30 protein-coding genes and 1 tRNA gene are annotated in these 26,382 nt (G+C 57.9%); 18 read left to right on the top strand and 13 right to left on the bottom strand.

The features are described 5' to 3' along the window. The first annotated feature begins 29 nt into the window (after positions 1-29). Positions 30-1,214 (top strand): type IV pilus twitching motility protein PilT, encoded by a 1,185-nt coding sequence (locus SIB64_RS06080; protein WP_413442368.1) that lies wholly within the window; start codon positions 30-32, stop codon positions 1,212-1,214. A 17-nt stretch (positions 1,215-1,231) separates the two neighbouring features. On the opposite strand, the gene SIB64_RS06075 is transcribed toward SIB64_RS06080, so the two are convergent. Both SIB64_RS06075 and tsaD read right to left on the bottom strand, forming a co-directional pair. Next, positions 1,232-1,414: a high light inducible protein gene (locus tag SIB64_RS06075; RefSeq protein WP_413442367.1), complete on the bottom strand. Its 183-nt coding sequence runs from the start codon at positions 1,412-1,414 to the stop codon at positions 1,232-1,234. A 45-nt stretch (positions 1,415-1,459) separates the two neighbouring features. Continuing rightward, the gene (gene tsaD / locus SIB64_RS06070; protein ID WP_413442366.1) at positions 1,460-2,530 is read right to left on the bottom strand and encodes a tRNA (adenosine(37)-N6)-threonylcarbamoyltransferase complex transferase subunit TsaD; all 1,071 of its coding nucleotides are present in this window, start codon (positions 2,528-2,530) and stop codon (positions 1,460-1,462) included. Between the two features lie 79 nt (positions 2,531-2,609). Between tsaD and SIB64_RS06065 the strand changes: the two genes are divergently transcribed. After that, positions 2,610-3,086, top strand: a complete 477-nt coding sequence (locus SIB64_RS06065) for a Photosystem I reaction center subunit III (protein ID WP_413442365.1) — start codon at positions 2,610-2,612, stop codon at positions 3,084-3,086. A gap of 39 nt (positions 3,087-3,125) precedes the next feature. Further along, the gene (gene psaJ, locus SIB64_RS06060; RefSeq protein WP_413442364.1) at positions 3,126-3,245 is read left to right on the top strand and encodes a photosystem I reaction center subunit IX; all 120 of its coding nucleotides are present in this window, start codon (positions 3,126-3,128) and stop codon (positions 3,243-3,245) included. A gap of 65 nt (positions 3,246-3,310) precedes the next feature. Here the strand turns inward: psaJ and gmk are convergent, their stop codons facing one another. Beyond that, a complete protein-coding gene (gene gmk, locus SIB64_RS06055) occupies positions 3,311-3,919 on the bottom strand; it encodes a guanylate kinase (RefSeq protein WP_413442363.1) in 609 nt (202 codons plus the stop codon). A 36-nt stretch (positions 3,920-3,955) separates the two neighbouring features. Between gmk and SIB64_RS06050 the strand changes: the two genes are divergently transcribed. After that, positions 3,956-5,620 carry an NFACT family protein gene (locus SIB64_RS06050; protein ID WP_413442905.1) on the top strand — a complete coding sequence of 555 codons (1,665 nt, stop codon included), beginning with the start codon at positions 3,956-3,958 and terminating at the stop codon, positions 5,618-5,620. A gap of 148 nt (positions 5,621-5,768) precedes the next feature. After that, a complete protein-coding gene (gene tatC / locus SIB64_RS06045; protein ID WP_413442904.1) occupies positions 5,769-6,479 on the top strand; it encodes a twin-arginine translocase subunit TatC in 711 nt (236 codons plus the stop codon). On the opposite strand, the gene SIB64_RS06040 is transcribed toward tatC, so the two are convergent. Next, entirely contained in the window at positions 6,460-6,819 is a 360-nt protein-coding gene (locus SIB64_RS06040; protein WP_413442903.1) for a DUF3067 family protein, read from the bottom strand. The two genes, tatC and SIB64_RS06040, sit on opposite strands and share 20 nt — an antisense overlap. A gap of 103 nt (positions 6,820-6,922) precedes the next feature. Here SIB64_RS06040 and petC point away from each other — a divergent pair, with 103 nt between their 5' ends. From petC to SIB64_RS06010, 6 genes are all read left to right on the top strand, one after another. Then, positions 6,923-7,459 carry a cytochrome b6-f complex iron-sulfur subunit gene (petC, locus tag SIB64_RS06035; protein WP_413442362.1) on the top strand — a complete coding sequence of 179 codons (537 nt, stop codon included), beginning with the start codon at positions 6,923-6,925 and terminating at the stop codon, positions 7,457-7,459. A 40-nt stretch (positions 7,460-7,499) separates the two neighbouring features. Continuing rightward, the gene (gene petA / locus SIB64_RS06030) at positions 7,500-8,432 is read left to right on the top strand and encodes a cytochrome f (protein ID WP_413442902.1); all 933 of its coding nucleotides are present in this window, start codon (positions 7,500-7,502) and stop codon (positions 8,430-8,432) included. Positions 8,433-8,436: 4 nt separating this feature from the next. After that, positions 8,437-9,318, top strand: coding sequence for a prolipoprotein diacylglyceryl transferase (gene lgt / locus SIB64_RS06025; protein ID WP_413442361.1), 882 nt, complete (start codon positions 8,437-8,439; stop codon positions 9,316-9,318). Beyond that, entirely contained in the window at positions 9,315-10,073 is a 759-nt protein-coding gene (cobM, locus tag SIB64_RS06020) for a precorrin-4 C(11)-methyltransferase (protein ID WP_413442360.1), read from the top strand. The genes lgt and cobM overlap by 4 nt, the downstream gene beginning before the upstream one ends. 28 nt (positions 10,074-10,101) lie before the next feature. After that, positions 10,102-10,173: transfer RNA gene (locus SIB64_RS06015), tRNA-Val, on the top strand. A 117-nt stretch (positions 10,174-10,290) separates the two neighbouring features. Beyond that, a complete protein-coding gene (locus SIB64_RS06010) occupies positions 10,291-11,109 on the top strand; it encodes a helix-turn-helix domain-containing protein (protein ID WP_413442359.1) in 819 nt (272 codons plus the stop codon). Here the strand turns inward: SIB64_RS06010 and SIB64_RS06005 are convergent. Beyond that, on the bottom strand, positions 11,093-12,694 hold the full coding sequence (locus SIB64_RS06005; RefSeq protein ID WP_413442901.1) for a Ppx/GppA phosphatase family protein: 1,602 nt from the start codon (positions 12,692-12,694) through the stop codon (positions 11,093-11,095). The genes SIB64_RS06010 and SIB64_RS06005 overlap by 17 nt on opposite strands. 135 nt (positions 12,695-12,829) lie before the next feature. Here SIB64_RS06005 and SIB64_RS06000 point away from each other — a divergent pair, with 135 nt between their 5' ends. Together SIB64_RS06000 and SIB64_RS05995 are read left to right on the top strand one after the other, a co-directional pair. Further along, positions 12,830-13,723: a 4-hydroxybenzoate polyprenyltransferase gene (locus tag SIB64_RS06000; RefSeq protein ID WP_413442358.1), complete on the top strand. Its 894-nt coding sequence runs from the start codon at positions 12,830-12,832 to the stop codon at positions 13,721-13,723. Beyond that, positions 13,723-14,604 carry a S66 peptidase family protein gene (locus SIB64_RS05995; protein ID WP_413442900.1) on the top strand — a complete coding sequence of 294 codons (882 nt, stop codon included), beginning with the start codon at positions 13,723-13,725 and terminating at the stop codon, positions 14,602-14,604. The genes SIB64_RS06000 and SIB64_RS05995 overlap by 1 nt, the downstream gene beginning before the upstream one ends. Here the strand turns inward: SIB64_RS05995 and ispD are convergent. Next, positions 14,588-15,268 (bottom strand): 2-C-methyl-D-erythritol 4-phosphate cytidylyltransferase, encoded by a 681-nt coding sequence (ispD, locus tag SIB64_RS05990; protein WP_413442899.1) that lies wholly within the window; start codon positions 15,266-15,268, stop codon positions 14,588-14,590. The two genes, SIB64_RS05995 and ispD, sit on opposite strands and share 17 nt — an antisense overlap. A 72-nt stretch (positions 15,269-15,340) precedes the next feature. Here ispD and SIB64_RS05985 point away from each other — a divergent pair, with 72 nt between their 5' ends. The 3 genes from SIB64_RS05985 to fabG are packed head-to-tail and all read left to right on the top strand — an operon-like array spanning position 15,341 to position 18,137. Beyond that, complete coding sequence (locus SIB64_RS05985) at positions 15,341-16,177, top strand: glycosyltransferase family 9 protein (RefSeq protein ID WP_413442357.1); 837 nt, start codon at positions 15,341-15,343, stop codon at positions 16,175-16,177. Positions 16,178-16,186: 9 nt separating this feature from the next. Continuing rightward, on the top strand, positions 16,187-17,338 hold the full coding sequence (locus tag SIB64_RS05980) for a potassium channel family protein (protein ID WP_413442356.1): 1,152 nt from the start codon (positions 16,187-16,189) through the stop codon (positions 17,336-17,338). Positions 17,339-17,384: 46 nt separating this feature from the next. After that, positions 17,385-18,137: a 3-oxoacyl-[acyl-carrier-protein] reductase gene (gene fabG / locus SIB64_RS05975; protein ID WP_413442355.1), complete on the top strand. Its 753-nt coding sequence runs from the start codon at positions 17,385-17,387 to the stop codon at positions 18,135-18,137. 27 nt (positions 18,138-18,164) lie between these two features. Here the strand turns inward: fabG and SIB64_RS05970 are convergent, their stop codons facing one another. After that, complete coding sequence (locus SIB64_RS05970) at positions 18,165-18,341, bottom strand: hypothetical protein (RefSeq protein WP_413442354.1); 177 nt, start codon at positions 18,339-18,341, stop codon at positions 18,165-18,167. Positions 18,342-18,470: 129 nt separating this feature from the next. Here SIB64_RS05970 and groL point away from each other — a divergent pair, with 129 nt between their 5' ends. After that, the gene (groL, locus tag SIB64_RS05965; protein ID WP_413442353.1) at positions 18,471-20,183 is read left to right on the top strand and encodes a chaperonin GroEL; all 1,713 of its coding nucleotides are present in this window, start codon (positions 18,471-18,473) and stop codon (positions 20,181-20,183) included. 1 nt (position 20,184) lies between these two features. On the opposite strand, the gene SIB64_RS05960 is transcribed toward groL, so the two are convergent. Genes SIB64_RS05960 through SIB64_RS05935 form a run of 6 tightly spaced genes read right to left on the bottom strand, consistent with a single transcriptional unit; the run spans position 20,185 to position 25,324 of the window. Beyond that, positions 20,185-20,874 (bottom strand): N-acetylmannosamine-6-phosphate 2-epimerase, encoded by a 690-nt coding sequence (locus tag SIB64_RS05960; RefSeq protein WP_413442352.1) that lies wholly within the window; start codon positions 20,872-20,874, stop codon positions 20,185-20,187. 7 nt (positions 20,875-20,881) lie between these two features. Next, positions 20,882-21,439: a hypothetical protein gene (locus tag SIB64_RS05955; protein WP_413442351.1), complete on the bottom strand. Its 558-nt coding sequence runs from the start codon at positions 21,437-21,439 to the stop codon at positions 20,882-20,884. Positions 21,440-21,443: 4 nt separating this feature from the next. After that, positions 21,444-22,298 (bottom strand): ABC transporter permease, encoded by an 855-nt coding sequence (locus SIB64_RS05950; RefSeq protein ID WP_413442350.1) that lies wholly within the window; start codon positions 22,296-22,298, stop codon positions 21,444-21,446. Positions 22,299-22,352: 54 nt separating this feature from the next. Then, entirely contained in the window at positions 22,353-23,366 is a 1,014-nt protein-coding gene (locus tag SIB64_RS05945; protein ID WP_413442349.1) for an ATP-binding cassette domain-containing protein, read from the bottom strand. Between the two features lie 49 nt (positions 23,367-23,415). Beyond that, positions 23,416-24,393 (bottom strand): heme o synthase, encoded by a 978-nt coding sequence (locus SIB64_RS05940; protein WP_413442348.1) that lies wholly within the window; start codon positions 24,391-24,393, stop codon positions 23,416-23,418. Positions 24,394-24,397: 4 nt separating this feature from the next. Further along, complete coding sequence (locus SIB64_RS05935) at positions 24,398-25,324, bottom strand: COX15/CtaA family protein (RefSeq protein WP_413442898.1); 927 nt, start codon at positions 25,322-25,324, stop codon at positions 24,398-24,400. Between the two features lie 247 nt (positions 25,325-25,571). Between SIB64_RS05935 and SIB64_RS05930 the strand changes: the two genes are divergently transcribed. Continuing rightward, positions 25,572-26,381, top strand: a complete 810-nt coding sequence (locus tag SIB64_RS05930; protein WP_413442347.1) for a cytochrome c oxidase subunit II — start codon at positions 25,572-25,574, stop codon at positions 26,379-26,381. Position 26,382: the final 1 nt, after the last annotated feature.

Below are 26,382 nucleotides of genomic sequence, written 5' to 3'. Positions count from 1 at the left end.
GATCCTACGAGCGTTTTTCGGCATCCTGAATGCAGTGGTCTGCTGTTGTCGTGGCTCAACCGGTCTTCCCTCCAGGCTTCCCGCCGCGGCCCCCTGCCGCAACGGCCCCAACCCCCGCTCCCTCTCCGGGCCGACCCGTCCCAGCGGCGGACGGCAGCCCCAGCCTTGAACGGATTGTTCAGATCGCCCACGAGGAAGGTCACTCCGATGTGCACCTGGGCGTTGGGGAGAGTCCCCGCTATCGGGCCAGAGGCGAAATGCAGATCACAGATTGGCCAATCACCGACCTCAGCGTGTTCCAGCGCTGGCTCTCAGAAATACTGTCACCGCAACAGATTGACGCCTTTTTTCGAGAGAAGGAATTCGATGGATCCCACGCTTTTCCCTTTGTACGGATCAGGATCAACCTGCTCGATTCCCTGCGGGGACCGGCAATGGTTCTCCGACTGATTCCTCAGACCATCCTCACGATGGAGCAGCTGAAGCTGCCTGCAGTTCTCAGGGAGCTTGCGGCCCGTCCCAAAGGGCTGATCCTGGTCACAGGACCAACCGGTTCAGGAAAGAGCACCACTCTTGCGGCCATGATCGATTGGATCAACCGCAACGAAACCAGGCACATCCTCACAATCGAGGATCCTGTGGAGTTTGTACATGAGAGCCGGAAGTCCCTGATTCGGCATCGGGAAGTGGGCTTGCACACGCTGAAATTCCACAACGCTCTGCGGGCCGCACTGAGAGAGGACCCCGATGTGATTCTCGTGGGCGAGATCCGCGACCAGGAAACGCTTGCAACAGCACTTGAAGCTGCCCAAACAGGTCATCTTGTGTTCGGGACACTTCACACAAATTCAGCTGTCAAAACTGTTGAACGTGTGTTGGGCATGTTTCCCCCAGACGAGCAGGACAGCGTGCGCAGATCCCTATCAGAATCACTGCTGGGGGTAATCGCTCAAGGATTGATCCGAACCACGGATGGAAAACGTGCTGCTTTCCACGACATCCTGGTCAATACTGATGCCTGCAAGGACTACATCCAGCGAGGAGCTTTGGATGAAGTGGAGGAAATCATGGAACGCAGTGGCTTCGATGGAATGGTGACGACAAATCAGTCGCTGCTTGAGCTTGTTCAAGCAGGCCGGATTGAAGCCGAAGCTGCCGTATCGGTCAGCCTGAAACCCAACGAACTGGCCCAAGCGCTGAGGGGTCGGAGTTGATCATCGAACGCAGTGGATCAACCACCTGAGAAGACACGCACAAGCAGAAGAACAGCAAGCCCGAATGACAATCCGATCATGGCGAGACGTCCGTTCCAGATCTCTGCCTGTGGAGTGAAACCACGCCGCCAGGAATTCAGCTCATCGGCTGCCACCGGTTCTGCCTGGACGTTCGTCAGTGGTTGCGTTTGATTCTCCATCGCTCAAAAACTGCTGCAGAGCTTGGCCACCTTAAACAGATCATTTCAGAACGGAGGTGCTGTTTCGTACAGGGCATTGCAGCGTTCCAGCGGCCAACGGGGTGACACACCAATTTCTAGAGAACTAATCCGCTGGCCAATCGACAGCTTCTGCAGCGCGGCAACACCGATCATCGCGGCATTGTCTGTGCAGTACTCCAAAGGCGCGATTGAGACAGTGAGTCCATTGCTTTGGGCCTGTTGCTGCATCAGCTGACGCAATCGGGCGTTCGCCGCGACGCCTCCCACCAACACAATGTGGGACACCGAGTAATCAAGGGCACAGCGAAGCGTTCGCTCCACCAGAACCTCGGCAACAACCTGCTCGAAGCTCGCAGCGAGATCCTCCAAAGGCAGGCGTTCCGAATCTGTTTTGAGCTTCTCGACAAGCCTGAGCATGGCGGTCTTGAGACCGCTGAACGAGAAGTCGTAGGGATGAAACCCCCCGCCTCGTTTTGAGATGCGCCCTTTTGGGAGGTTGAACCGACATGGATCACCGCCCGCGGCGAGCTTCTGAATTGCCGGTCCGCCTGGATAGCCAAGGCCCAGGAGTCGAGCGACTTTGTCAAAGGCTTCCCCGGCCGCATCGTCATGACTGCGTCCCAACCGGGTCATCGCTCCAGAGCTTTCAGCGTGGATCAGCTCGGTGTGGCCTCCGCTGACGAGCAGTACTAAATAAGGAGGCGGAGGAGCGCCGTCTACCAACCGAACCGAGGCGAGATGACCCTCAAGGTGATGGACAGCGAGGAATGGCCGCTGATGCAGGGCCGCCAGTGAACGGCCGGTCACGGAAGCCACCATCAACGCTCCGGCCAGTCCTGGAGTCACCGTTGCAGCCACTGCATCGAGCTGCCCGATCGTTAATCCGGTTTCGTCAAGGACGGAAGAAATCAGAGTTGGCAGGGCCTCAACATGACGCCGTGAGGCGATTTCAGGGACAACGCCGCCCCAGCGGGCATGCTCCTCGACCTGGGAGGCGATTCTCGACGCCAGCACATCAAAGACTCCACCCCTCTCGCGAACGATGGCAGCTGCAGACTCGTCACAACTTGTTTCGAGGGCAAGCACCGACGCCATCTTGGTGAGGGGCCTCCCCTACTGTCCCAACTGTGGACATCCTGCCCTCCCGGGGCACCTATCAACAGGAATTGATCCGATGCGTCGTCTTTTCGCCGTTGTGCTTTCGGCCCTCCTGGTGTTCGGCTTCGCCCCCGTCGCAAAGGCGGATGTGGCAGGCCTTACCCCCTGTTCTGAAAGTGCGCGATTCCAGCAGCGTGCCTCTGCTGCAGCCACTCCCCAGGCCAAGGCCCGTTTTGAGATGTACAGCAAAGCGTCCTGCGGAGACGATGGCCTACCTCACCTGATCGTTGATGGCCGCTGGAGCCATGCAGGCGATTTCGTTCTCCCCGGAATCATGTTCCTGTACATCAACGGTTGCATTGGCTGGGCTGGTCGTGAATACCTCAAAGCCACCCGTGGCAAAAATGCAGCGATGAATGAAATTCAGATTGATACATCGATTGCTCTGAAAAGTCTGATGGCCTCCGCAACATGGCCAGTTGCTGCATTCGGTGAATTCACCAGCGGCCAACTGGTTGAGAGCGATAACAAAGTCACCGTTTCTCCACGCTGACCTTTACACGCTCAGACCGTTTTCACGCATTACCAAACCATGAAAAAGTTCCTCACCACAGCACCTGTTGTTGCAGCCATATGGTTCACTGTCACCGCAGGAATCATGATCGAGTGGAATCGTTTCTTCCCTGATCTTCTGTTCCACCCTCTGAGCTGAACTGATCACCCAGGGTTCAAGACATCATTCTTCAAGCCCCAGCGAAATGGGGCTTTTTTCATGGCTTATTGAGAGTTCAAGAATCCCATTAGCTGCTCCAATGAACACAGGGCATTGTCGAGGACGTCATTAACAACAACAGCATCGAACTCACCCTGAGCCAACAGTTCCTGTTCTGCTGTTCTCAAACGTTTCTGAATCGCTTCTTCTGATTCCGTACCTCGCCCACGAATGCGTTGTTCCAACACTTCAAAGTTGGGTGGTGCAAGAAAAATCTGAAATGCATCAGGGAGGCTTCGGCGAACTTGGCGCGCCCCCTCAAGTTCAATCTCAAGCAACACCGGCAAGCCAAGACTTAACCGATCGCTGACGGGTTCACGAGGGGTGCCATAGCAATGTCCCGCAAATTCGGCCCACTCAAGCAAACCACCACCGTCAACTAGAGCGGCGAAAGCCTCCTTGCTTTTGAAGAAATAGCTTTGCCCCTCCACCTCACCGGCCCGAGGGGCACGGGTGGTCGCTGAAACAGAGAGCCAAATTTCAGGATGGCGATCCAGCATCCTTGCCACGAGGGTTCCCTTGCCGACACCACTGGGGCCCGTGATGACGGTGAGACGGCCTTTGCTGCCGGTCATCGCTGCTTGTCGCTGGCCCAGCAGAGTAGGAAGGCCCATGAGCATCGAGTGACGACCACGGCAACCCTTCAGCTGATGGATCTCACCACCCTGCGGGCGGTGCTGAAGAACCTGCGACAGAGCGCGCTGCCGAGTCGGTTCGAGAAGGCGCAACAGCCAGACCCACAAACCCTGCAGATGGGCCTGCGCACCCTCCGAGGCATGGTTTGGGTCGAACTGAGCTGGCAGGCCGATGCTCCAAGGCTCGTGCAGGTCAAGCCACCCGAACGCCAGGGAGCAGGAAGCACCCTGGCCCAGCAGTTGCAGCACAGCCTCAGGCAGCTGGCCCTGGTCGAACTTCACCAGGCTGGATTTGAACGTGTTGTGGAGTTCCGGTTCGCAGCGCGGCCTGGCGAAGTCATCCAGCGCACCCTTGTCCTTGAACTGATGGGTCGGCACAGCAACATGCTGCTGCTGGATGCTCAGCGTCAGATCATCGCCCTTGGCCGTCAGGTCAGAGATCACCAATCTCGCGTTCGGCCAATCGGGACCGGGGACTTCTACACGCCACCACCGTCCCTGCAGGGCCAACCACCGGAGCAGCATGAGAGCTATCAACGTTGGCGGGAGCGACTCACACTTCTTCCCCTCTCGCTGAAAAAGGCCCTTCAGCAGACCTATCAAGGGATAAGCCCACCGCTGGTCCGGCAACTGGCCGGTTCCAACCTTCACCGACCTGTCCAGGAACTCGACCGCACAACCTGGGAGACCCTTCACCAGCGCTGGATGCTCTGGCTGGACTGTCTGAATCGGGAGTGTTTCAGCCTGCAATTCCTGAACCAAACCGAATATCAGGTTTGGGGAGACAGCCCATCAGACAACAATCAGCTCGCACTTCAACTGGGTGACTGGTATCAGAAAGGCCTGAATCAGCGCGCCCTTGATCGCCTGACAGGCGAAGTGAGGCAGCGACTGAGCCGCTGGCGAGAGAAGGAAACGCAGTATCTGAATGAACAGGAGATGCGCCTCTCCTCAACCAGCAACTGCAACGAACTCCAGCGTGAAGCCGATGCACTCCTATGTCTGCCGAATCCAGATCGTGAGCAGATTGACCGTGCCCAGAAGCTCTATCAAAAGGCGCGCAAAATGCGCCGATCCGTTGCTGTGCTGAAGGAGAGGATTGAACATCACAAACAACGGCTCTCATTGATCGAAGGAAGTGAAACCTTCATTGATGATCTGTATGGAGCTGGATGGGAAAACGCTTCGGCACGGATTAAGGCTCTGCAGGACCTGCGCAGCGAGTGTGGCGATCTCCTCAGCCCAAGCGGGGGACGGCGAGAGCGAAAACGGAGGGAGGCATCAACTGGACACCCCCAACCACTGGAGCTGATCAGTCCTGGAGGACTACGGCTGCAGGTGGGTCGCAATCATCGTCAGAACGACTGGATCAGTCTGCGCCAGGCTTGCAGTGGGGACCTCTGGTTCCATGCTCAGGAGTGCCCCGGCAGCCATGTCGTGCTCAAAGCATCCAGTGGATTGGCAGAGGATGCAGACCTCCAGATCGCGGCCGACCTCGCTGCACATTTCAGCAGGGCCAAGGGCAACATCCGAGTTCCTGTAGTGATGGTGCCCACTGACCAACTCCAACGCATTGCCGGTACAGGCCCTGGAACCGTGCGGCATCGCGGCGGGGAAATCCGCTGGGGCGAACCAGACCGCGCCGAAGCACAGCTTGCATCTGGAAGGCTCCTAGCCTGATCTCTACGGGCATTCACGCCCGACCGTCGCCCACGTTTCGTTTCCGTGTTCTACCCCCGTGTCCGATCAGCCTGACGGTCCAGCCCTGAAGCCACCTCCACCGATCCGCATCGGTCGCCCCCCGGGAGACCCTGAGCTGCCCAATGAAGTGGAGATGCCTCTGGTTGACCACCTGGAGGAACTACGACAACGCGTTCTGCGCAGTCTTCTGGCGGTGGTCATCGGTGCCGGTGTCAGTCTCGTGGCCGTGAAACCGCTGGTGCGGATGCTTGAGGCCCCTGCCCAGGGCATTCACTTTCTGCAACTGGCCCCAGGGGAATTCCTCTTCGTCTCCTTCAAGGTTGCCGGCTACACCGGTCTGACCCTCGCCCTCCCATACGTCCTTTTTCAAGTTCTTGCCTTCGTTCTGCCCGGACTCACCCTGCGTGAGCGACGCCTGATCGCCCCTGCAGTCGCCGGATCAGCGGTGCTGTTCCTTGCAGGATTGGTGTTCGCGTGGTGGGCTCTGATTCCCGCCGCACTGCGTTTTCTGGTGAGTTACGGGGCCGATGTGGTGGAACCGTTGTGGTCGATCGAGCGGTATTTGGACTTTGTTCTGCTGCTGATGCTTGCAACGGGCCTTGCCTTTCAACTGCCCGTCCTGCAACTGCTGCTTGGGGCGCTTGGTCTGGTGCGATGGCGCACCATGCTCGGAGCCTGGCGCTGGGTCGTACTGAGTTCTGCGCTGGCTGGTGCTGTGCTAACCCCATCAACGGATCCGATCACCATGCTCTTGCTGGGAGGGGCGATCACAGCACTCTTCCTGATTGGTGTTGCACTAGTCGCCTTAGCGGAAAACCTCAAACCAGGAACTCCCTGAGCAGGCCTTCAGCCTCTGGCCCTTGAACTTCAAGATGAAGACTGAGGGCCTTCCCCAAGCGTGGCTTGTCCCGGGTGGAAGAAAGCCATTTGCGCACATCTCCAGCCAGACCAAGACGATTTACAACATCAAGCACCTCTGCCAAGTGCACCCGATACTCCTCGGCGTTCATCGGAAAGGACTGTTGCTCGAGATAAGCCCACATCACCTGTAAGTAGAGACGCCTTCTTCGAACCACAAGCTGGAGGTCGTAAGTCGCGTGCCAGCGTTCTCTTAGGCAGGTGATCACCTCATCCACCGCAAGGGGGGGAGCGATCGGGTCAGGTGTGATTTCAAGCACAGATTCAGCGGAGCCGGAGCAGCAAAAGGCCAGTCGTTGCAAAGCGTGACAGGCACTTAAGCGTCCATAATGGCTGCCAATGCGTGCTGGATGAACGTCGGCCATGACCCAACTTTCCTCGAGCGATGTGCCCGGAATGGGTCGTCGGCAGTTCATGAATCTGCTGACCTTCGGTTCGGTGACAGGTGTCGCCCTCGGAGCCCTCTATCCAGTTGTCAACTACTTCATCCCCCCTCGTGCCGCTGGAAGCGGAGGAGGAACCAGTGCCAAGGATGAACTGGGGAATCCCGTTACGGCGAGTGGCTGGTTGTCCAGCCATCCCGAGGGTGATCGAAGCCTGGTGCAGGGACTCAAAGGTGACCCCACCTACCTGATTGTGGAGGGCGAAGACGCCATCGGCAGCTACGGAATCAACGCCATCTGCACCCACCTCGGCTGCGTTGTGCCCTGGAACAGCGGCGCCAACAAATTCATGTGCCCTTGCCATGGCAGCCAGTACGACGCTACCGGCAAGGTCGTCCGTGGCCCTGCACCGCTCTCTCTGGCTCTGGCGAACGTGAACGTTGAGGATGACAACGTCTTTGTCAGCCAGTGGACCGACACCGATTTCCGCACGGGCGACAAGCCCTGGTGGGCCTGACCGACTGTCTCATCGCTCACCCCATTCACCACTCCGTTCCATGCGTCGCCATCTTTCTCTCCTCATCGGATCGCTGGTTCTCGGCCTTGCCGTTCTGATTGCTCCATCCGCGAGCTGGGCCTATCCGTTCTGGGCTCAGCAGAACTACGACAGCCCTCGTGAAGCGACCGGCAAAATTGTCTGCGCCAACTGCCACCTGGCTCAAAAACTCACCCAGGCTGAAGTGCCCCAGGCCGTCTTGCCGGACAGCGTTTTCAAGGCCAGCGTCAAGGTCCCTTACCAGAATGACCTCAAGGAAATCGGGGCTGATGGCAGTGAAGTGCCCCTTCAGGTTGGAGCGGTGGTGATGCTTCCTGACGGTTTCACCCTTGCACCGCAGGATCGCTGGACCGATGAGATCAAAGAGGAAACCGAAGGAGTTTTCTTCAGCCAATACAGCGATGAACAGCCCAATATCCTTCTAGTGGGTCCAATCCCTGGTGATCAGCATCAGGAAATTGTTTTCCCAGTGCTTTCACCCGATCCAAACAAAGACAGCAATATCCATTTCGGCAAATATCAAATACATGTTGGTGGAAATCGTGGCCGTGGCCAGGTGTACCCCACCGGTGAGAAATCGAACAACACCATCTTCACTGCTCCTGCAAGTGGAACCATCAGCTCCATTGAGGATGGTGAGAATGGCGCGAGCGTGATCACAATCGATACCAACGACGGTGAAACCGCCACCGAAACAGTTCCCGTTGGCCCGGTACTGTTGGTCAAAACAGGGGACAGCATCGAAGCAGGAACTCCGTTGACCGATGATCCGAACGTTGGCGGTTTCGGTCAGGTGGATGCTGAGGTTGTTCTGCAGAATCCCGTTCGGATCTATGGCCTGCTTGCATTCTTCGCAGCTGTAGCCATTGCTCAGATCATGCTTGTTCTGAAGAAGAAGCAATTCGAGAAAGTCCAGGCTGCAGAGGGTTTCTGAGCGGATGTTCACTTCGCCGGGCCCAGAGCTTCTGGCTCTGGGCCCTTTCACGATCCGATGGTATGGACTGCTGATTGCCGCAGCAGTTCTGATCGGCCTTGTTTTGTCCAGTCGTCTTGGTCGCTCTAGGAACCTTGAAACCGGACTGATCAGTGATCTTTTGCCTCTGCTCGTCTTAGCAGCTATCAGTGGTGCTCGTCTTTATTACGTGGCCTTTGAGTGGCACAACTACTCAGGGGCCAATTTTTGGTCTCAACTGAATCTGTTCTGGTTGAAAGTTCCAATTCCCAGGGCCTTTTTGATTTGGGAAGGTGGAATTGCCATCCATGGCGCGCTGATCGCGGGAACACTGATGCTGATTCTGTTCTGCCGTTGGAGACGCCAACCCTTTTGGGATGTACTCGATGTTCTCGTCCCATCTGTCGCCTTGGGACAAGCGATCGGCCGCTGGGGAAACTTCTTCAATTCGGAGGCTTTCGGTGTGCCCACCGATCTCCCATGGAAGCTTTTTATTCCCGATCAAGACAGACCAAATGTCTACGCCGATTCACAATTTTTTCATCCCACTTTTCTCTACGAATCAATCTGGAATTTTGTTCTTTTTCTCGTTCTCTTAATCCTGTTTCGTCGGGGAATGAAAGGTTTCATTTCCCTTCCCTCTGGTGCGATCAGTTGCTTCTATTTGATCGGCTACAGCCTCGGAAGGGTATGGATCGAGGGTCTGAGGATTGATCCTCTCTGTATTGGTTCCCTGCCACCAGCCTGTGAAGGAGGCCTAAGAATCGCCCAGCTCATGAGCGCAATGCTGGCGTTCGCCGGTGTGGCCGGTCTGGCTTGGCTTTACGGCAAACGACAAGAGTTACCTGATCCTGCGCAAATCCGTTGAGTTTTCCAATTTCCTTCGTTGGAGCAGGTCCTGGCGCGCCTGATCTGCTCACACTTCGTGCCGCCGAACGACTCAAACAGGCCGATCTTCTTGTCTGGACAGACTCCTTGGTTTGCCCTGGAATTCTTGATCTCGCTCCGGAAAACTGTGAACGCGTTCGAACTAGCACGCTCACCCTCGAAAAGGTGGTTCCTCACCTGATCAACGGTCATCAACAAGGGAAACGGGTCGTGCGGCTGCACGATGGTGATACAGCGCTTTACAGCGCAATCAATGAACAGATCTGTGCTCTCAACGATGCAGATCTTCCAGTGGAAGTAATTCCAGGAATCAGTGCCTATCAAGCAGCTGCAGCGACCCTGAACAGAGAACTCACCATTCCCGGGCTGGTCCAAACAATTGTGCTGAGTCGCGCTGGTGGGCGCACAGGCATTCCTGAAACAGAGGAACTTGACCGCCTTGCCTCTCTCCGTTCAAGTCTTTGCCTTTATCTGAGTGCTAGGCATGTCCAGGACGTACAACAGACGTTGCTCAACTCCTACCCACCGGATACTCCTGTAGCGATCGCCCACCGGGTCAGCTGGCCTGATGAATGGATATCAATCGTGCCGCTTCATGCGATGGCTCAGACAAGCCTGGAGAGAAATCTGATCCGCACAACGTTGTACATCGTGAGCCCAGCTCTCGTGCAAGGGGAGCAACGATCAAAGCTTTATTCTCCAGAGCACGACCATCTGTTTCGCCCAAAAAGCTGAGTTGCTGTGGTTTAAGATCGATCTGTGCGGGCGATTAGCACAGTGGTAGCGCACTTCCTTCACACGGAAGGGGTCACTGGTTCGAATCCAGTATCGCCCATCTGATCAAACACTTTCTCATCTGGCTGGTTACAAACAAGCTAGGGAAACATTCGATTCAGTCAAATTACCAAAAACCCAGTATTTTCTAAACAGGTTTGATCAGCTTTCCTTGTCGATGGCTGCCAAGGACAAACAACTGAAGTCACAACAGTCCGTCGAAACAGATGATGGCCTTGTCCATGTTGGGCAACAGATTCGTGACGCACGTGAGAGCCATGGATTGAGCGCTGAAGCCCTTGCCTCTTCACTCCACATGGGTGTTGAACAGCTCAGGGCCCTCGAAGCCGCTCGCCGCGATCAATTGCCTGAACCGGTGTTCGTTCGCGCCATGGTGCGACGTCTCGCCTCCCATCTCCGGCTCGATGCTGATTCGCTGGTGGAACAGCTTGGGACGACGCAGCAGCACCTGCCAGCAGCACAGTTCAAGGCCATCTCTCCACCCCACCAGCCTCTTAGGAACAAGCGACCAAACAAGAGCCGTCCATCCTCGAAGCGATGGGTTCTGCCCGTTTTGATTTTGTCTGGTGGGGCAGGGTTGCTGATTTGGCAAATCCAGGCAGGACATGATCTGCAACTGGTGCAAGAACCTGCCCCGACGACCACAGCAATCGAATCAGAGCCAACCCCATCGGCATCAGCTCCCACCGAATCAACTCCCACCGCATCAGCTCCCACCGAAACGACTTCGATACCAGTCCAGGAATCAACCGTCCAGATCAGCAGCGTGGAACCCAGTTGGATCGCTCTGCGGAGGGAGGGCACGATCGAATTTCAAGGGACCCTCGATCAGCCCATCACCATTGACGAGCCGGCCTCCGTTGAAATTCTTGCCGGCAGGCCCGATCTGGTCATGGTGAATATCTCTGACGAACAACCTCGATCCATTGGTGCCATCCATGAAGTGGGCTGGCGTCAGCTCATCCCTGAACAGTGACGATCAACTTCACCCCCGAAGCGTCTCGCACAACATCTCTGCAGCTTTCCAAACTCCACTGTTCAAGGCTGAGATTCTGATTACGGCGTTCAGGGATGAGGTCAAGTTGAACTTTTCCTGGGGAAGCCATCACCGCCAGCTGTGACACGACTGGCTCGGGTCGGCGATCGATTGCTGCCGACAACCTCAGCAAAAGTGCCATCTCCCCCACCAGGCGCCGGTGCTCCCTGGTACCAATCGCCTGCCATGACTCATGACGCTTCTTGGGCAAGCTGCGGCGGTGATAACGCGCAATTGCCGCAACCATCAGGTGCTCCGCTTCGGAATATCCGAGCAGCTCCCCATGCCTGATGAGATACCAAGAATGCTTGTGGTAGGCACTCAAATTGATGTGCTGGCCGCAGGCATGGAGCATGGCTGCAGCCCAGAGAAGATCACGTCCTGCACCGGTGTCGTGGTGCATCACTCCATAGGTGTTGTCGTAGAGGGTCAAGGCGTGCGTCGCCACGCGTTCTGCCCGTCGCTGATTGACTGCGAACCGCTGGACCTGGTGGATCACGGTGCGCTGACGAATACTGCTCTGGAAGCTGAAACGATCCTCCAGGAAGCCATGGCGCAACATCCAGTCGACGATCAACCCCTCACGCAGCGCCCGCTCGCTGAGCACCAGTTCATCGACCCCGAGCATTTGCATGGTGGTCTGAAGGATCAGAGCACCGGGAACAATAATTTCGGCACGCCTGTCGTTGATGGCTCCGAGTTGGCGGCGTTGTTCAGGCGTCATCCCGACCAACTTCTCAACGACACGATCAAGACGTTGCCGTGAGATCCGATAACCGTGCATTCGCATCGGCGGCCGCTCCTCCTCACTGGCTGCCAAGGCACCAATCGCCATCGCTGTGCCACTCGTGGCTACCAGAACGGGGATTTCACCAGGCTTGATCCGCCGATGCACTTTGTCGACAGCGGGTTCCAATGACCCCTGAATGAACGCTTTGAGAAAAGCTCGTCTCTGAGGGGGGATCGGATCATCCTTCACGAAATCGCGCTGCAGCCGCACCGCTCCGACGCGCGTGCTGGTGAGCGCCCTGGCGTCACGACCATCAGCAAGGATCAGCTCTGTTGAACCCCCACCGATATCAAGAAGCAGGTGGGGACGATCCCCAAAGGACATTCCGGACAGCACACCCAGATAAATCAGCCGCGCCTCCTCCGGACCGCTGACCAGATCGACCTCGATTCCAAGGTCGTCCTTGATCCTTTGCAAATACTGCCGACCGTTGGGGGCCTCACGGACCGCACTGGTCGCCGCTGTTACAACCTGCTCAACCTGATGGCTTGCGGCGAGATCCATAAAGCGCCGCAGCGTTTCATAGCCCCTTTGCATTGCGGCTTCACTGAGCTCACCGGTCTCCGGATCGCGCTCGCCAAGGCGGGTCGTCGACTTCTCCGCCTGATCAATCCGAAACGTCCTAAGGCTCGTATTGACTGTTGCCACCAGCAGGTGGGTTGAATTCGTTCCGATATCAATCGCGGCAATCCGGCGCAGCTGTGCACCATCTGCCAGGGCGAACGAATCCGCCATAGCCTTCGCTTGCTTCGATGCTTGTGCAGCGGACTCAACATTCAGCATCGGCTGTTCGACACCGAGGACGACCACTCTGCCATCTGCATCCGCAAAGTCCAGACGATGACTAGGGTTCTTCAAACCTGAGCCGTCGTGACAGCTACCACCCGGACCATCTCCGCTCAGCCTTGGATTGCCTTGTTGCGCTGGAACAAGCCGACAGGACGTCTGATCCTTCTCATCCCGGCGGGATGGGCACTCTGGCTGGCGCCATCCGCACCCCCCGCGTGGACGTTGTTGCTGCAGATCGTTCTTGGCGGTGTCGCCGTGAGTGGTGCTGGCTGCATCGCAAATGATCTTTGGGACCGCCGGATCGACCGTCAGGTGGAACGCACCAAAAGCAGACCACTGGCCCGTGGATCAATCCGGGTAAGCACGGCCGTGATGCTCTTGATCGGATTTTTGATCGTTAGTTTGCTGGTGGTGATCAGCCTTCCATCAGATCGTTTAACGATCTGTTTGTTTTTGGCGAGCGCTGCACTCCCTCCCATCCTTCTTTATCCCTCTGCCAAACGTTGGTTTCCGTTTCCCCAGGCCGTGCTGGCAGTCTGCTGGGGGTTTGCCGTTCTGATTCCCTGGGCTGCTTCTGAAGGGAATCTGACCGCCACCACACCATTGATCTGCTGTTGGTTGGCCACGTTGTTGTGGACCTTTGGCTTCGACACGGTCTATGCCATGGCTGACCGCAGGGACGACGCATCCCTCGGGCTGCGCAGCAGTGCTCTGACGCTGGGTGCAGCAGTGGTACCAACCGTGCGGATTTGTTACTTGCTGGTTGCCGTTTTCTTGGCTTCTGCAGCATGGACGGCATCGATCGGCCCGATGTTCTGGCCGTTCTGGCTACTGGCTTCGGTCCTGATGCAGACCAGCTGCAACCCAATCCGCCACGCCGAAGCATCGATGGCGACCTTCGGCCTGCATTTCAGCCGTCAGGTCCAGATCGGTGCGCTGATGCTGTTCGGGTTGATGCTCACCAGGGGGCTGTGATGCCGTCACCTCCTCTCGCGCGTCCTCTGCAGGCAGGGGATGCCGTGGCCCCAGTCGCAGCGAGTTCAGCTCTCGCCAACCCGGAACGACTGCAGGAGGGTTTGGCGATCCTGAAAAGCTGGGGACTCGATTGCCTGCCGGCTCATGGCATCGATCGCTACTGGGGTTATCTCGCCGGTACGGACGACCAACGCCGGAACGACCTTGAAACTTCAGCGCCGTTGCTGGCCTGCGCCCGGGGAGGGTGGGGAGCGGCACGACTCCTCGAGGGACCGCTGCGATGGCAACCTGGCTGGTTGCTCGGATTCTCAGATGTCACCGCCCTGCTCTGGGCTCGTCTCAGAGCAGGTTTTGACGGCAGCGTGCACGGGCCGATGCTCACCACCCTCTCCAAGGAGCCGTCCTGGAGTCAGGAGCGGTTGCGGAACCTCCTCTTCGGCGATCCACTTAAAAATCTGTACGGAGAGGGCCAAGGGGGAGGCGTGGCCACAGGGCCGCTCATCGTTGCCAATTTGACGGTGGCCACCCACTTGCTGGGATCGCGCCATCTGCCTGACCTTCATGGCGCCATTCTCATCCTCGAGGATGTGGGGGAAGCGCCCTATCGCCTGGACCGGATGCTCACCCACTGGCGCCTCTGCGGGGAGCTGCAAAAGCTGGGAGGCATTGGTTTCGGCAACTTCGAGGGATGCGGCGATGCAGATGTTCCAGACGCATCGGGGTTCGACACCGAGGCGGTGATCCGCGAACGGACCACCGACCTCGGCATTCCAAGAGTGTTCGAACTTCCCGTCGGTCATCGTCCGGGGAATGCGGCTCTTCCCCTGGGACGACTGGCCCGTTTGGATGGTGATCGGGGCGAGCTCAGTCTGATGATCTGAGAGCGAGAACCGCCTCCGCAACAACCAGATCAAAGGGAGTGGTCACCTTGATATTGGAAGGGCCCGCATCCAACACCTTCACGGGCCAGCCAAGACGTTCGTAAAGAGAAGCATCGTCGGTGACGCTCCAGCCCTGATCCTGGGCTTCAACATGACCTCTCCGAAGCTGTGCAACCTGAAACCCCTGCGGCGTCTGGGCAGCCCAAAGCTCGGACCGGTCCGGAGTAGCGGTGATGATCCCCGCAGCATCGACGCGCTTGATCGTGTCTGTGACTGCCGTCGCCGCGATCAGGGCTTCACCCTTCGCCACCCCATCCGCACAGCGGTCGAACAGGGATGGTTCCGCAAGACAGCGAGCGCCGTCATGAATCAGTACATGCTCCGCATCCCTAGGCAAGGCCGCCAGACCACGCTGAACTGACTCCTGACGGGTCCTGCCCCCCTGGATCCACTCCACCGGTTTCACTGTTGTGGGCACGAGGCAGAGGATGTCCTCGCGATCGATCTCCTGACCAACAAGACCGATCCATTGGATCCGGTTCGCGGCAAGCGCCGCCTCCAGGGTCCAAGCGAGGACGGGCCGCCCAGCGATCGAGAGCAGGAGCTTGTTGCGATCCCCACCCATCCGACGCCCGCTACCCGCAGCGGCGATCAACAGATGCACAAGCGACTCCTGCCGCAAGCAGGCGGAAACGCCCTCCATAAAATCAGTTCAGACGCGTCATGCGGCGGTTCGATGCGAGTTCTTGCTCTCAGCCCGGGTTCGCTTCAACGCCAGCTTGAACGGCTACCGGCCATGGCCGGAATCTGCCACAAGCTGGGAGCAAAGCTTCAAGTGGCTTGCGACCCTAGCTGCAAGCAGGTCTGGGACCTGTTGGCCTCCACGGAGAAATGCATCCCGATCAATTTCGACGCCAGTCCGGCACTGGCCGACTGGGCCAACCTGCTGGGATGTGTCCGTGAGCCTGATTTCGAGGTTTGTCTCAATTTCGTGGACGGCGCTCAGGTGAATCTGATGCTCGCGATGAGTCGGATCCCGACCCGAGTCGCGCGTTCCGGTTTCGCAGCCACAGCATGCGTTGAGGACGCCGAAGGCTGGTCGGCCCAACGTCTGGGCAGCTGGCTGAAACCACTTGGGCTTGATCTGGATGCCAATGCCTTCAGACTCTCTTTAGCGGCCGGCGATTTAGAGAAGGTCCGTTCCAGTCATCCCTCCGGCAACGGCCCCCTGCTGCTACTCGCTCCCAATGGCAACACTGATGACTGGCCAGCGGAGCGGTGGGCCTCTCTTCCGCAGTCCGTTCAGTCCCGATTGGAGGGATTGCGTTGCGTGCAATTGGAGGTGGAAGTTCCGACGTTGCGGGAACGTGCTGCTGCCGTCGCCTGCGCCGATGTGGTGTTGAGCAGCTGTCCGCTGACCCAACTCCTGGCGGTTTACAACGGAATACCCCTTGTGGCCCTCGGCACAGCATCCTCAGCATTACCGCAGCGGCCGGAGATCCGTTCATTGGGTGGTGAGACCCCCCTCAGAAACCTCAGTGAAGACGACGTGCTGAATGCCCTGGGCTTCTGATCTGGACAAATGCTCGGGCGAGGACGGAGAAGGAACAACAAAGGGCGCAGCCACAGCCGAGGGCGCAGCCACAGCCGAGGGCGCAGCCACAGGCAAGGCACCAACAAGCGGCGCAACTATTCCAGTCGCCAGGTGCAGATCCTGCTCGCCCCCTGGAGAGGCCCGGTCGCAGCCTTAACAACGGTGATTGTTGGAGGTGCAGCGGGCTATCGCCTAACCGAGGGCTGGGATCTGGGCGACTGTCTGTGGATGGTGCTGATCACGATCAGCACCATCGGCTACGGCGAGGTGGAGCCTCTTTCCCCCGAGGGCCGACTGGTCACGATCCTGATCGTGGTTGGAGGCTTGCTAGTCGTTCAGCTTTCGATCCAGCGCGTGCTGGGGCTCACGGATTCGGGCTACTTCCACCGTTTACGGGAGCATGGTCTTCAACGAATGCTGCAAACCATGCGGGATCACGTGATCCTCTGCGGATATGGACGCATGGGACAGGAAATCGCCTCCCAACTCCAGAAGGATGCTGTGCCGCTTGTGGTGATCGAAACAGACCCGACCCGTCGGACTGTGGCGGAAGCGAATGGGCTCAAGGTCCTGCAGGCGGACGCCACCCTGGATGAGACCCTCATTGATGCTGGCCTGGAACGCTGTCGCAGCCTGGTCGTCGCCCTGCCTGGAGACGCCTCCAATCTCTATGTGGTTCTGAGTGCCCGCGGACTTCGCTCCGACTGCCGTCTGATCGCTCGCTCGAACAGCAGCGAGGCGGCCTCGAAACTTCGGCTTGCCGGAGCCAGCGTTGTGGTCAGCCCCTATGTGGCCGGAGGGCGGGTGATGGCGGCGTCCGCGCTGCGGCCGCTGGCGGTCAATTTCATGGATCTCCTCTCGGGTTCAGATTTTGAGATCGAGGAATTTCAACTGAGTCAGGCCCCTGAAGATCTGCGCATGGTGCAAGGAAGAACCCTCGCAGAGCTTGAGCTGGGCCGTCTCAGTGGAGCCATGGTCTTGGCGATCCGGGATCGAGACCACCTGATCGCCAATCCGGGTGGAGAGATGCAACTTGGGCCTGGACAGCTGCTGATCGTTCTGGGCACCAAGAAGCAACTGGTGGTCTTTCAAGAACTGCTCGGGGACGCCGTCGACACCATCGAGGTCATGCAGGGTTGAGACGGAATCGACGGATCCCTACGATCCTGCGAGCTCCAGACCGTTCATGACCTCCCCGACTTCCCTCGCCGGCCAGACCGCCTTGGTCACTGGTGGGGGACGTGGAATCGGACGGGCGGTAGCCCTGGCCCTCGCTGAGGCAGGAGCAGAGGTGGTCGTCAACTACTCAAGTTCCGCCACTGCGGCTGAAGACGTGGTCCATTCCATCCAGGGAGAAGGCGGGAAGGCTTATGCACTGCAGGCCAACGTCGCCCTGGAAGAGGACGTCGACCGACTGATCAAAACGGTTCTAGAACGCAGTGGCCGGCTGGATGTGCTTGTGAACAATGCGGGCATCACCCGCGACGGCTTGATGATGCGGATGAAAACAAACGACTGGCAGTCGGTGATTGATCTCAATCTCACCGGTGTTTTCCTCTGCAGCCGGGCGGTTGCCAGACCGATGCTCAAACAGAAAAGCGGCAGAATTATCAACATCACCTCCGTCGTCGGACTGATTGGGAACGCCGGCCAGGCCAATTACGCCGCAGCCAAGGCCGGAGTGATCGGGCTCACCCGAACGACGGCCAAGGAACTTGCCAGTCGTGGCATCACGGTCAATGCCGTGGCTCCGGGTTTCATCGCGACCGATATGACCAAGGATCTGGACGCAGACACCATTCTCAGAGACATTCCACTCGGAAGCTTCGGAACCCAAGAGCAGGTCGCTGGAGTCGTGCGCTTTCTGGCAGCGGATTCAGCCGCCTCCTACATCACAGGGCAGGTGATTCAGGTCGATGGTGGGATGGTGATGGCCTGAAGACAGCGATCAAGCGGTTCGCGTTGTTCAGGTGTCAAGCGGTTGAGCCAGCTCTTCTCTCAAGCGACGGATGCGCTGCAGGAGACGCAGTCTTCGACTACGAGCGGTGGCAGTCAAAAAGATCCTCAGCGGCACATAAACCAGGGCCATCGTCGCCGCCAAGCCGGCCATCAGGACAAAGAAAAGGGCGCCTGAGTCGGTCATGACGTGACGTTAATCAGCCTGTGCTGAAGCGACATCGCTGGAGTCATTCCATTCGGCTTTCACCACCATTTCCCCTCTCCTCGAAGACCCATCCACTGTGGGACAGTGAAATGCGGGTGACCCGCGATCATGGCCAAACTTCTAGCGTTTTCAGACGATTCCCGCAGTTCACTTGAGCGGGGTGTTGACGCTCTTGCCGATGCTGTGCGCGTCACGATTGGCCCGCGCGGCCGCAACGTGGTGCTCGAAAAGAAATTCGGTGCACCAGACATCGTTAACGATGGAGACACCATCGCCAAGGAGATCGAACTTGATGATCCGTTCGAGAATCTGGGCGCCAAGCTGATTCAACAGGTGGCTTCCAAAACGAAGGACAAGGCCGGTGATGGCACAACCACCGCCACGGTTCTCGCTCAAGCCATGGTTAGGGAAGGACTTCGCAATACCGCTGCTGGCGCAAGCCCTGTTGAGCTGCGTCGCGGCATGGAAAAAGCCGTGGTGTGGGTGGTCAATGGTTTGGAACAGCGCAGTCAAAGCGTTGCAGGGGATGCAATTCGCCAAGTCGCCACGGTCAGTGCCGGTGGTGATGAGGAAGTTGGACAGATGGTCACTGAAGCGATGGACCGCGTCAGTGTTGATGGGGTCATCACCGTTGAAGAGTCAAAATCTCTTGCGACCGAGCTTGAAGTCACCGAGGGGATGGCTTTCGACCGTGGCTACAGCTCGCCGTACTTCGTGACGGATACAGAGCGTCAGATCTGCGAATTCGAAAATCCCCTCATCCTTCTCACCGACAGGAAGATCAGTACGGTTACCGACCTGGTTCCTGTGCTGGAAGCGGTGCAGAGCAGTGGCACACCCCTGCTGATCCTGGCCGAAGAAGTGGAGGGTGAAGCGCTGGCCACCCTCGTTGTCAACAAGAACCGCGGCGTGCTTCAGGTGTCAGCGGTGCGGGCTCCCTCGTTTGGGGAACGCCGCAAAGCGGCCCTTGCGGATATTGCGATCCTCACCGGTGGAACGCTGATCAGTGAAGACCGAGCCATGACGCTCGACAAGGTGACCCTGGGCGATCTCGGTAAAGCCCGCCGGATCACGATCAGCAAGGAGAACACCACCATCGTTGCGACTGATGACAACAGGGACGATGTTGCAGAACGCGTTGCATCGATCAGACGTGAACTCGAAGCCACGGAATCGGAATACGACCGGGAGAAACTGAGCGAGCGCATTGCGAAGCTTGCGGGCGGAGTTGCGGTCATCAAGGTCGGTGCGCCCACAGAAACAGAACTGAAAAACCGGAAACTTCGCATCGAGGATGCACTGAACGCGACCCGTGCTGCCGTTGAAGAAGGCATCGTTCCCGGAGGCGGCAGCACCTTGCAGCAGCTTTCAGATGGATTGGACGATCTCAAGTCCGAGCTGAGCGGCGATCAACGCACAGGCGTTGAAATCGTCCAGCGCGCGTTGCTGGCACCTGTTCATCAGATCGCCACCAATGCTGGACGCAATGGCGATGTAGTTATCGCTGAAATGCGTTCCACTGGAAAGGGTTTCAATGCCATGACAGGAAGCTTTGAAGATCTGATGGCATCCGGGATCGTGGATGCAGCCAAGGTGGTTCGACTCGCGGTTCAGGATGCCGTGTCCATTGCCTCACTGCTGATCACCACTGAGGTTGTCATCGCTGACAAACCCGAACCTCCTGCTCCAGCCCCGGAAGGCGGCGGCGATCCCATGGGCGGCATGGGCGGAATGGGTGGCATGGGCATGCCAGGAATGGGTGGCATGGGTGGCATGGGCATGCCAGGAATGGGTGGCATGGGTATGCCAGGGATGATGTAAATCAGTTGGCCATGAATTCGCTGTAGGCATTCACCTGCAGATCAACACCCGTAATCGCGGTCCCCACAACGACGTTGTCCGCTCCAGCCTCCAGGGCCGAGCGGGCAGCTTCTGGCGAGTGAATCCCACCCTCACAGATCAGACGCACATCAGGATTGAGTGCTCGACGGAGTTCCGGTAAGAGGTGGATGGCTGGCGGTTTGCATTCCGCCGTTTCCTCGGTGTATCCGTACAACGTGGTTCCGATCCAATCGAATCCCAGCTCAGCCGCCAGAGCAGCATTTTCAATCGAGTCGACGTCTGCCATCAATGGGGCCCGCAATTCATCGCGGCACCGCTGAACCAATTGGCCGAGATCCTGTCCGTCAGGCCGCGGGCGCGATGTTGCATCCACCGCGATCACATCAGCTCCTGCCGACCAAACAGCCTGGATTTCTCTCCAACCTGGCGTGATGTAGACGCTGCTCTCTGGATACGTGCACTTCCAGAGACCAATAATCAGAGCATCAGGGCAACGACGACGCACCGCCCCGATGTGTTCGGGACTTTCCAGTCGAACGCCGACAGCTCCATTCAGTAACGACGCCTCGGCCATCGCCGCGATCACATCAGAATCACGCATCGGTGATCCGACAGGTGCCTGCACAGAGACAATCAGGCCTCGCTTGAGGACATGCGCGCTCTTCACCATGACGATCTCAGGACGCTTGAGGCAGAGCGCTATCCGTACCGGGCAACCAACGTCGCAGCGAACGGGGCGTACTCAGGGGGGGAGGCGTTGCAGCGCGAAGACTGCTCAGTTTGGGGACAGCTGATGTGATCTGATCATCCAGATTGATGCTCAGGGGATGAATCTCATTCCATTCGTTTTCAACCGCGTCATCTCCATCGGGTGCGGTATCGCATGACAAGGCGTCTGAAGCATGGGACGCAGGCCACGACGAAGCGTCTTGCGGGGGTGCAACCGCTGAAACCAGCTCTTCCGGATTCAGCTCATTGCTCTCCTCTTGAGCTCTGTAATCCTGAAGGGACGTGACCGGCTCGACGGACTCGAGAGCCACCGGTGAGGTTTCGGAGCTTTTTGGGGAAAGCTCAGACAAGGCGAAGGCGGGAAGAGAAGCCAGGCCATAGCGGTGAACCCATTGGCTCCTGAGCACATTGAGGCGATGAAGATCACCATCACTGGCAGCGGCCTCGATCAAACACTCGAGGGAGTCACGCCGTGTCGACGGCTGCTGAAACGAAGAGAGCGGCACGGATTCAAGAGAGTTTGCGGTTGAGCAGAGGACGGATCAGCAAAAACAATCCGACCGTGAGACCCACCAACACAACCAGACAGGTTGTTCCCGTGACGTCGCCATAAGGCGCCTCGAGCAGAACCGCCGAAAGATCGAGGGGACCTCTATAGGCGGCCCGTATGGGCTCAATGGCGAAGGTAAGTGGATTTAGCGCTGCAAGCCAGCCCAACCACCCCGGCATAAAAGACAAAGGCGCCAGCGCAGTGCTTGCGAAGAGCAGGGGAAGATTGGCGACGAAGATCACGGCGATCAATTCAATGTGACCGGGAAGAGCGAATGCCAAGCCAAGACTTAGGGCGGTGACGGCGAAGACAAGCAGCAGAAGAGTGGCGACCACGAGAACAAACCCCGCAGCACCGGGCCATCCATAGCCCAGCAGCGCCGCCGTGAGCATGATGGCGAGACTTTGAACAAGGCTGATCGCCGTGATGTAGATCACCGAAGCCAAAACGATCGAACTACGGCTGCGCAGCGGTGCAACAAGCAGGCGGTTCAGGAAGCCAAATTCACGATCGAACATCACAGGAAGACCTGCATTCAGGGCACCACTGAATGCCGTGAACACAATCACGCCGGCGCCTAGAAACCGTCCATAACTGATCCCGCCAGGCAAGAGACCATCGGGGGCGTTGGTGAACAACGCTCCAAAAAGAATCAACCAGATCAAGGGCTGAAGAACACCGGCTACGAGCGAGGACGGTCGACGTGCGAGCTGAAGAAAGAGCCGACGGGTCAGCGCCAGGGTTTCCTGAGCAAGCTCAGACCATGCACTTCTCTCAGAATCGGAAACCGCAACGGAAAGGCTGGGGGATGTCATGGGGAGGATTCAGAAAATTGGACAAAACAGGGCGAGGCTTCATCGAGCCAATCGTTAACGCATGGCCTTTCGGCGTTCCTGCTTCACATCTCTCTGTCCGGCAACGGCGAGTTCCGCATCCATCAGAGTGCGCCCCGTCGCCTGCAGGTAAACGTCATCCAGGCTCGGGCGGCTCTGAGCCAAAGCAAACACGGGCAAGCCAACGTCAAGAAGACAATCACGCAGACGTGCGATTACAGGCTCGTTCTCGACCACAAGATTGAGCGAATAACCCTGCGACCTGTTGATAACGACCTGGCTCACACCTGAAACCTGACGAATCAACTCCGAAACCCGTTGTGCCTCCTCCTGATCGCTGAACTCACGCACGCGGAGTGTGACTCGGTCGCCTCCCAATCGACGTTTGAGCTCATCGGGTGAACCTTCCGCAATGACCGTTCCGGCATCGATAATCGCCATGCGATCTGCCAACGCCTCCACCTCTTCGAGGTAGTGGCTGCTGAGCAGCACACTGGTGCCCTGATGGACCAAGCGCCTCAACAAATCCCAGATCGCGGAACGGCTTTCAATATCCAAACCGACTGTTGGCTCATCAAGCACAAGCAATTTGGGACGATGCAGCAAACCTGCCGCGAGATCAAGGCGTCTTCGCATGCCGCCGGAATAGGTTCCGCAACGGCGATCGATCCAATCGTCCATCCCCAAACGGTCGATCAGTTCAGCAATCCGTTCGTCTCTGACATTCTTTTTTAAGTGATAAAGATCTCCCTGCAGTTGGAGTAGCTCCCTGCCGGTCAAAATCTTGTCGATAGCGACCTCCTGGGCCACGTAGCCGAGCGCCTGTCTCACCGCCCTGGGTTGATCTAAGGCATCGAGGCCAGCAATGGTGACCGTTCCCTGATCAGGCGAGAGAAGAGTGGCCATGATCCGAATCGCCGTGGTCTTCCCGGCACCGTTTGGGCCAAGCAGACCATATAAACAACCCTCTGGCACATCAAGGGTCAGATCCCGGAGTGCGTTGACCGAGCCATAGGACTTGTGGAGATTTCGCAGTTCAATCAACGCCATCGCAGGAGCGCCATCCGGGTTTTGCAATCCTCGAGGAATTTTAAAGAGATCAATGAAGCGTGATTTGAGCCAGAAGCATCCACACCTGCTGATCGAAGCTTGTGGCTAGTGCTGTACGGCTAAGGATCAAGAGCAGGCAAATGCCGAATAGGTAGAGGATTGACCAGCGAAAAAGCCCTTTGGCCTTGGTGAGGTTGTCGGGATCATGGGCCAGACGGCTGACCATCTGAAGCAAGCGTCCATTGAACGGCAGCAACATCAGTCCGTAAAAAAATCCTCCGGTGGGAAGAGCCACCACACCGAGACCGCTCAGAAGAACCGTCGCCCAGCCGTAACGATGAATGGCGCGTGCGGTCACCAAAGGCCCCTTCACCACAGGAAGCATCGGAATTCCCACAGCCCGGTAGTCCTCACGGAGCAACAACGCGAGAGCCCAGAAATGGGCCGGGGTCCAAACCATCACGAGGGCAAACAACCACCAGCCACCGAGGCCGATATGACCTGTAGCGGCAGCGGCTCCCACCAGAGGTGGAATCGCTCCTGCCACGCCTCCGATGACGATGTTCTGGGGAGTGCGTGGCTTCAGCAACGCGGTGTAGAGGAGCACGTAGCTGCACAGGCCGAGCAGCGACAGACCGGCAGCCAGACAATTGACTCCGCTGACAAGCAACATGGCCGCCGCCAGTGTGCAGGCGATGGCGCCGATGAAGGCCGTGGTCGGAGAAAGCCGACCGGACGGTAGAGCGCGACCGCTGGTTCTGGCCATCCGACCGTCGAGATCCTGTTCCCAAAGGCAATTGAGAACTCCGGCGGCGGCGGATGCCAGCGCTCCACCCCCCAGGGTGCAGACCAGCCTGGGGGATGAAAGTGGCCACCCCTCGGTGAGAGCCATCCCGCCAAGCGTGGTCGCAAGAAGCAGAGGGATCAAGCGAGGCTTGGCGACCTCAAGCCAGGGAGGGAGCTTGACGCGCCGTCGTGAAGGAACCACATCCTCACGCGAAACGCTGGACGTCGCTGAAGAAGACATCGAACTAGCCATGGCAAGGTTCCAGGGAGACGTCGTCAGCGACGACTTGGGATGAGGTGGAAGGGTTGTTTGGACTACGCATCAGGAGTGCGGCAAGAAGGGCCACCAGCAAGGCCGCCAATAGCTGATGGGCGATGGTGACGGCAGGTTGGTTGAGCCCCAGCCGAAACGTCAGTACACCAAGCCCCACCTGGGCCGTGACCAGGACGATCAGACCGAGCAGGAATGGCCATTGATGGCGGGTCCATCCAGAGACAGCCAGGGAGATGGACGCAAACAGCAGCACAGTCAATGCAACAGGAGTGGCCGTAGCCCGATGCCAAACAAGCCATTCGCAACCATCACCGGAGGCAAGACAGCGCTGAGCCGCCCAGGAGGTCGCCATCCGCGCACCAACCAGGCATTGACCAGTCACTCCGATCAATGCAACGGCAGCGCCGGCTCTCCACCACAGCGGTGCGACCCGTGATTGAGCCTGACGCAACCGTTGGGTCAGGCCGCTGAGCACCGCCACAAGCGTGAGGGCCAACAACATGTGGGCCGTCACCACGGAGGACTCGAGCAGATGGAGAACAGTAAGGGCGCCGAGCAGACCCTGTAGGGCAACCATCAGGACAAGGGCACAGCTCAGCAAGGGGAGCCATCGCGGCAGCAGATGGCGCCAAACCAGTGACGTCACGGCCATCACCATCAGGGCAATACCGACGACAAAGGCATCCAGCCGGTGGAACCATTCAAGAAAAACCTGAAGATTCATCTGCCGACCAGGCAGGAATGTGCCGTAGCAAAGAGGCCAGTCCGGACACGCCAATCCGGCCTCCATCACGCGGGTGGCACCACCGATCACAACAAGTGCAATGAGCGCAACAACAAGATGTGCAGATAACAGAGACAAACGTCGCTGTATCGGAGACGTGGATGAATGTGTCACCGAACCACCTTTATCCGGGGCATTCACCGGATGGATATTTGGACCGTAGCGATCAAGGGGATGCAGTCACGTTGTGTGGACGACTGCAACATTGTGAAAAGACAATGAGTTCACTTTTGCTGACAACACACAGAGCAAATCGCTCTGCCTGGCTGCGCTTCATACGATTTTCACAACGCCTTAACATTCAGCCTATGAAGCTCTGCCTCCATCTCCATAGGCTGAAGAGGACTCAGGGATTCAAAGCGTGCAGATCCCTTCTTCCATCATCACCCTTCTGATCGGGATGCTTCTCGTTCTGGGTGGGATGTGGGTTGGCCAGAACATCAATCTTCTGCCTGTTGATGCAAGCGTCAACGCGCCCATCTACGACGAACTCTTTCAGGTTTTGTTCACAATCGGAACCGTTCTGTTCGTGGGCATCGTCGGATTACTAGTTTTCAGCCTTATCCGATTCAGGCGACGTTCCGATCAAATCGGTGATGGCATTGCCATCGAAGGGAACCTCCCTCTGGAGATTTTTTGGACAGCAGTTCCGGCTGTTGTGGTCCTTTTTGTTGGGCTTTACAGCTACGACATCTACGACCGGATGGGCGGAATGGTTCCCCTGGCCCACGATCACATGGACGGCGCTCATGAGGAGCGCGTCTGGGGGGGCATCAGTTCAGGATCCGTTCAGGCGGGAGAGATAGGCAATGCCCTGCCGATTGATGTCACGGCAATGCAGTTCGCCTTCCTATTTCACTATCCCGACGGCGACATCATCTCTGGGGAACTGCATGTCCCGGCCGGTCGTCCGATCACATTACGGATGGAAGCCAAGGATGTGATCCATGCCTTCTGGGTCCCCGAGTTTCGCCTGAAGCAAGACGTCATTCCAGGCCAACCAACCCAACTCAGCTTCACCCCCACCCGCCCTGGGCGTTACCCGATCGTCTGTGCCGAACTCTGCGGCCCTTACCACGGCGGCATGCGCTCCACCGTTGTGGTGGAAGAGCAGGATGCCTGGGATGCCTGGTTCAGCAGTAACGCCAAAACCGACGCAGCCAACACTTGAC

Origin of the sequence: Synechococcus sp. MIT S1220, assembly GCF_047303025.1 — a bacterium.
Classification (GTDB): domain Bacteria; phylum Cyanobacteriota; class Cyanobacteriia; order PCC-6307; family Cyanobiaceae; genus Parasynechococcus.
Note: the sequence above shows the minus strand (reverse complement) of the source record. Positions and strands in the feature narration are given on the sequence as shown.

Coding starts and splice junctions, on each gene's coding strand:
- SIB64_RS06050 (WP_413442905.1), top strand. CDS start 3,956: ATGGATCTCACCACCCTGCGGGCGGTGCTGAAGAACCTGCGACAGAGC.
- lgt (WP_413442361.1), top strand. CDS start 8,437: ATGTTCACTTCGCCGGGCCCAGAGCTTCTGGCTCTGGGCCCTTTCACG.
- SIB64_RS05945 (WP_413442349.1), bottom strand. CDS start 23,366: ATGGCGTTGATTGAACTGCGAAATCTCCACAAGTCCTATGGCTCGGTC.
- psaJ (WP_413442364.1), top strand. CDS start 3,126: ATGAAAAAGTTCCTCACCACAGCACCTGTTGTTGCAGCCATATGGTTC.
- SIB64_RS06075 (WP_413442367.1), bottom strand. CDS start 1,414: ATGGAGAATCAAACGCAACCACTGACGAACGTCCAGGCAGAACCGGTG.
- SIB64_RS06080 (WP_413442368.1), top strand. CDS start 30: ATGCAGTGGTCTGCTGTTGTCGTGGCTCAACCGGTCTTCCCTCCAGGC.
- SIB64_RS05960 (WP_413442352.1), bottom strand. CDS start 20,874: ATGGTGAAGAGCGCGCATGTCCTCAAGCGAGGCCTGATTGTCTCTGTG.
- fabG (WP_413442355.1), top strand. CDS start 17,385: ATGACCTCCCCGACTTCCCTCGCCGGCCAGACCGCCTTGGTCACTGGT.
- tsaD (WP_413442366.1), bottom strand. CDS start 2,530: ATGGCGTCGGTGCTTGCCCTCGAAACAAGTTGTGACGAGTCTGCAGCT.
- SIB64_RS05995 (WP_413442900.1), top strand. CDS start 13,723: ATGCCGTCACCTCCTCTCGCGCGTCCTCTGCAGGCAGGGGATGCCGTG.
- SIB64_RS05985 (WP_413442357.1), top strand. CDS start 15,341: ATGCGAGTTCTTGCTCTCAGCCCGGGTTCGCTTCAACGCCAGCTTGAA.
- groL (WP_413442353.1), top strand. CDS start 18,471: ATGGCCAAACTTCTAGCGTTTTCAGACGATTCCCGCAGTTCACTTGAG.
- petC (WP_413442362.1), top strand. CDS start 6,923: ATGACCCAACTTTCCTCGAGCGATGTGCCCGGAATGGGTCGTCGGCAG.
- SIB64_RS05950 (WP_413442350.1), bottom strand. CDS start 22,298: ATGACATCCCCCAGCCTTTCCGTTGCGGTTTCCGATTCTGAGAGAAGT.
- SIB64_RS05940 (WP_413442348.1), bottom strand. CDS start 24,393: ATGTCTTCTTCAGCGACGTCCAGCGTTTCGCGTGAGGATGTGGTTCCT.
- gmk (WP_413442363.1), bottom strand. CDS start 3,919: ATGGGCCTTCCTACTCTGCTGGGCCAGCGACAAGCAGCGATGACCGGC.
- petA (WP_413442902.1), top strand. CDS start 7,500: ATGCGTCGCCATCTTTCTCTCCTCATCGGATCGCTGGTTCTCGGCCTT.
- SIB64_RS05980 (WP_413442356.1), top strand. CDS start 16,187: ATGCTCGGGCGAGGACGGAGAAGGAACAACAAAGGGCGCAGCCACAGC.
- SIB64_RS05970 (WP_413442354.1), bottom strand. CDS start 18,341: ATGACCGACTCAGGCGCCCTTTTCTTTGTCCTGATGGCCGGCTTGGCG.
- SIB64_RS06010 (WP_413442359.1), top strand. CDS start 10,291: ATGGCTGCCAAGGACAAACAACTGAAGTCACAACAGTCCGTCGAAACA.
- SIB64_RS06005 (WP_413442901.1), bottom strand. CDS start 12,694: ATGGCGGATTCGTTCGCCCTGGCAGATGGTGCACAGCTGCGCCGGATT.
- SIB64_RS06065 (WP_413442365.1), top strand. CDS start 2,610: ATGCGTCGTCTTTTCGCCGTTGTGCTTTCGGCCCTCCTGGTGTTCGGC.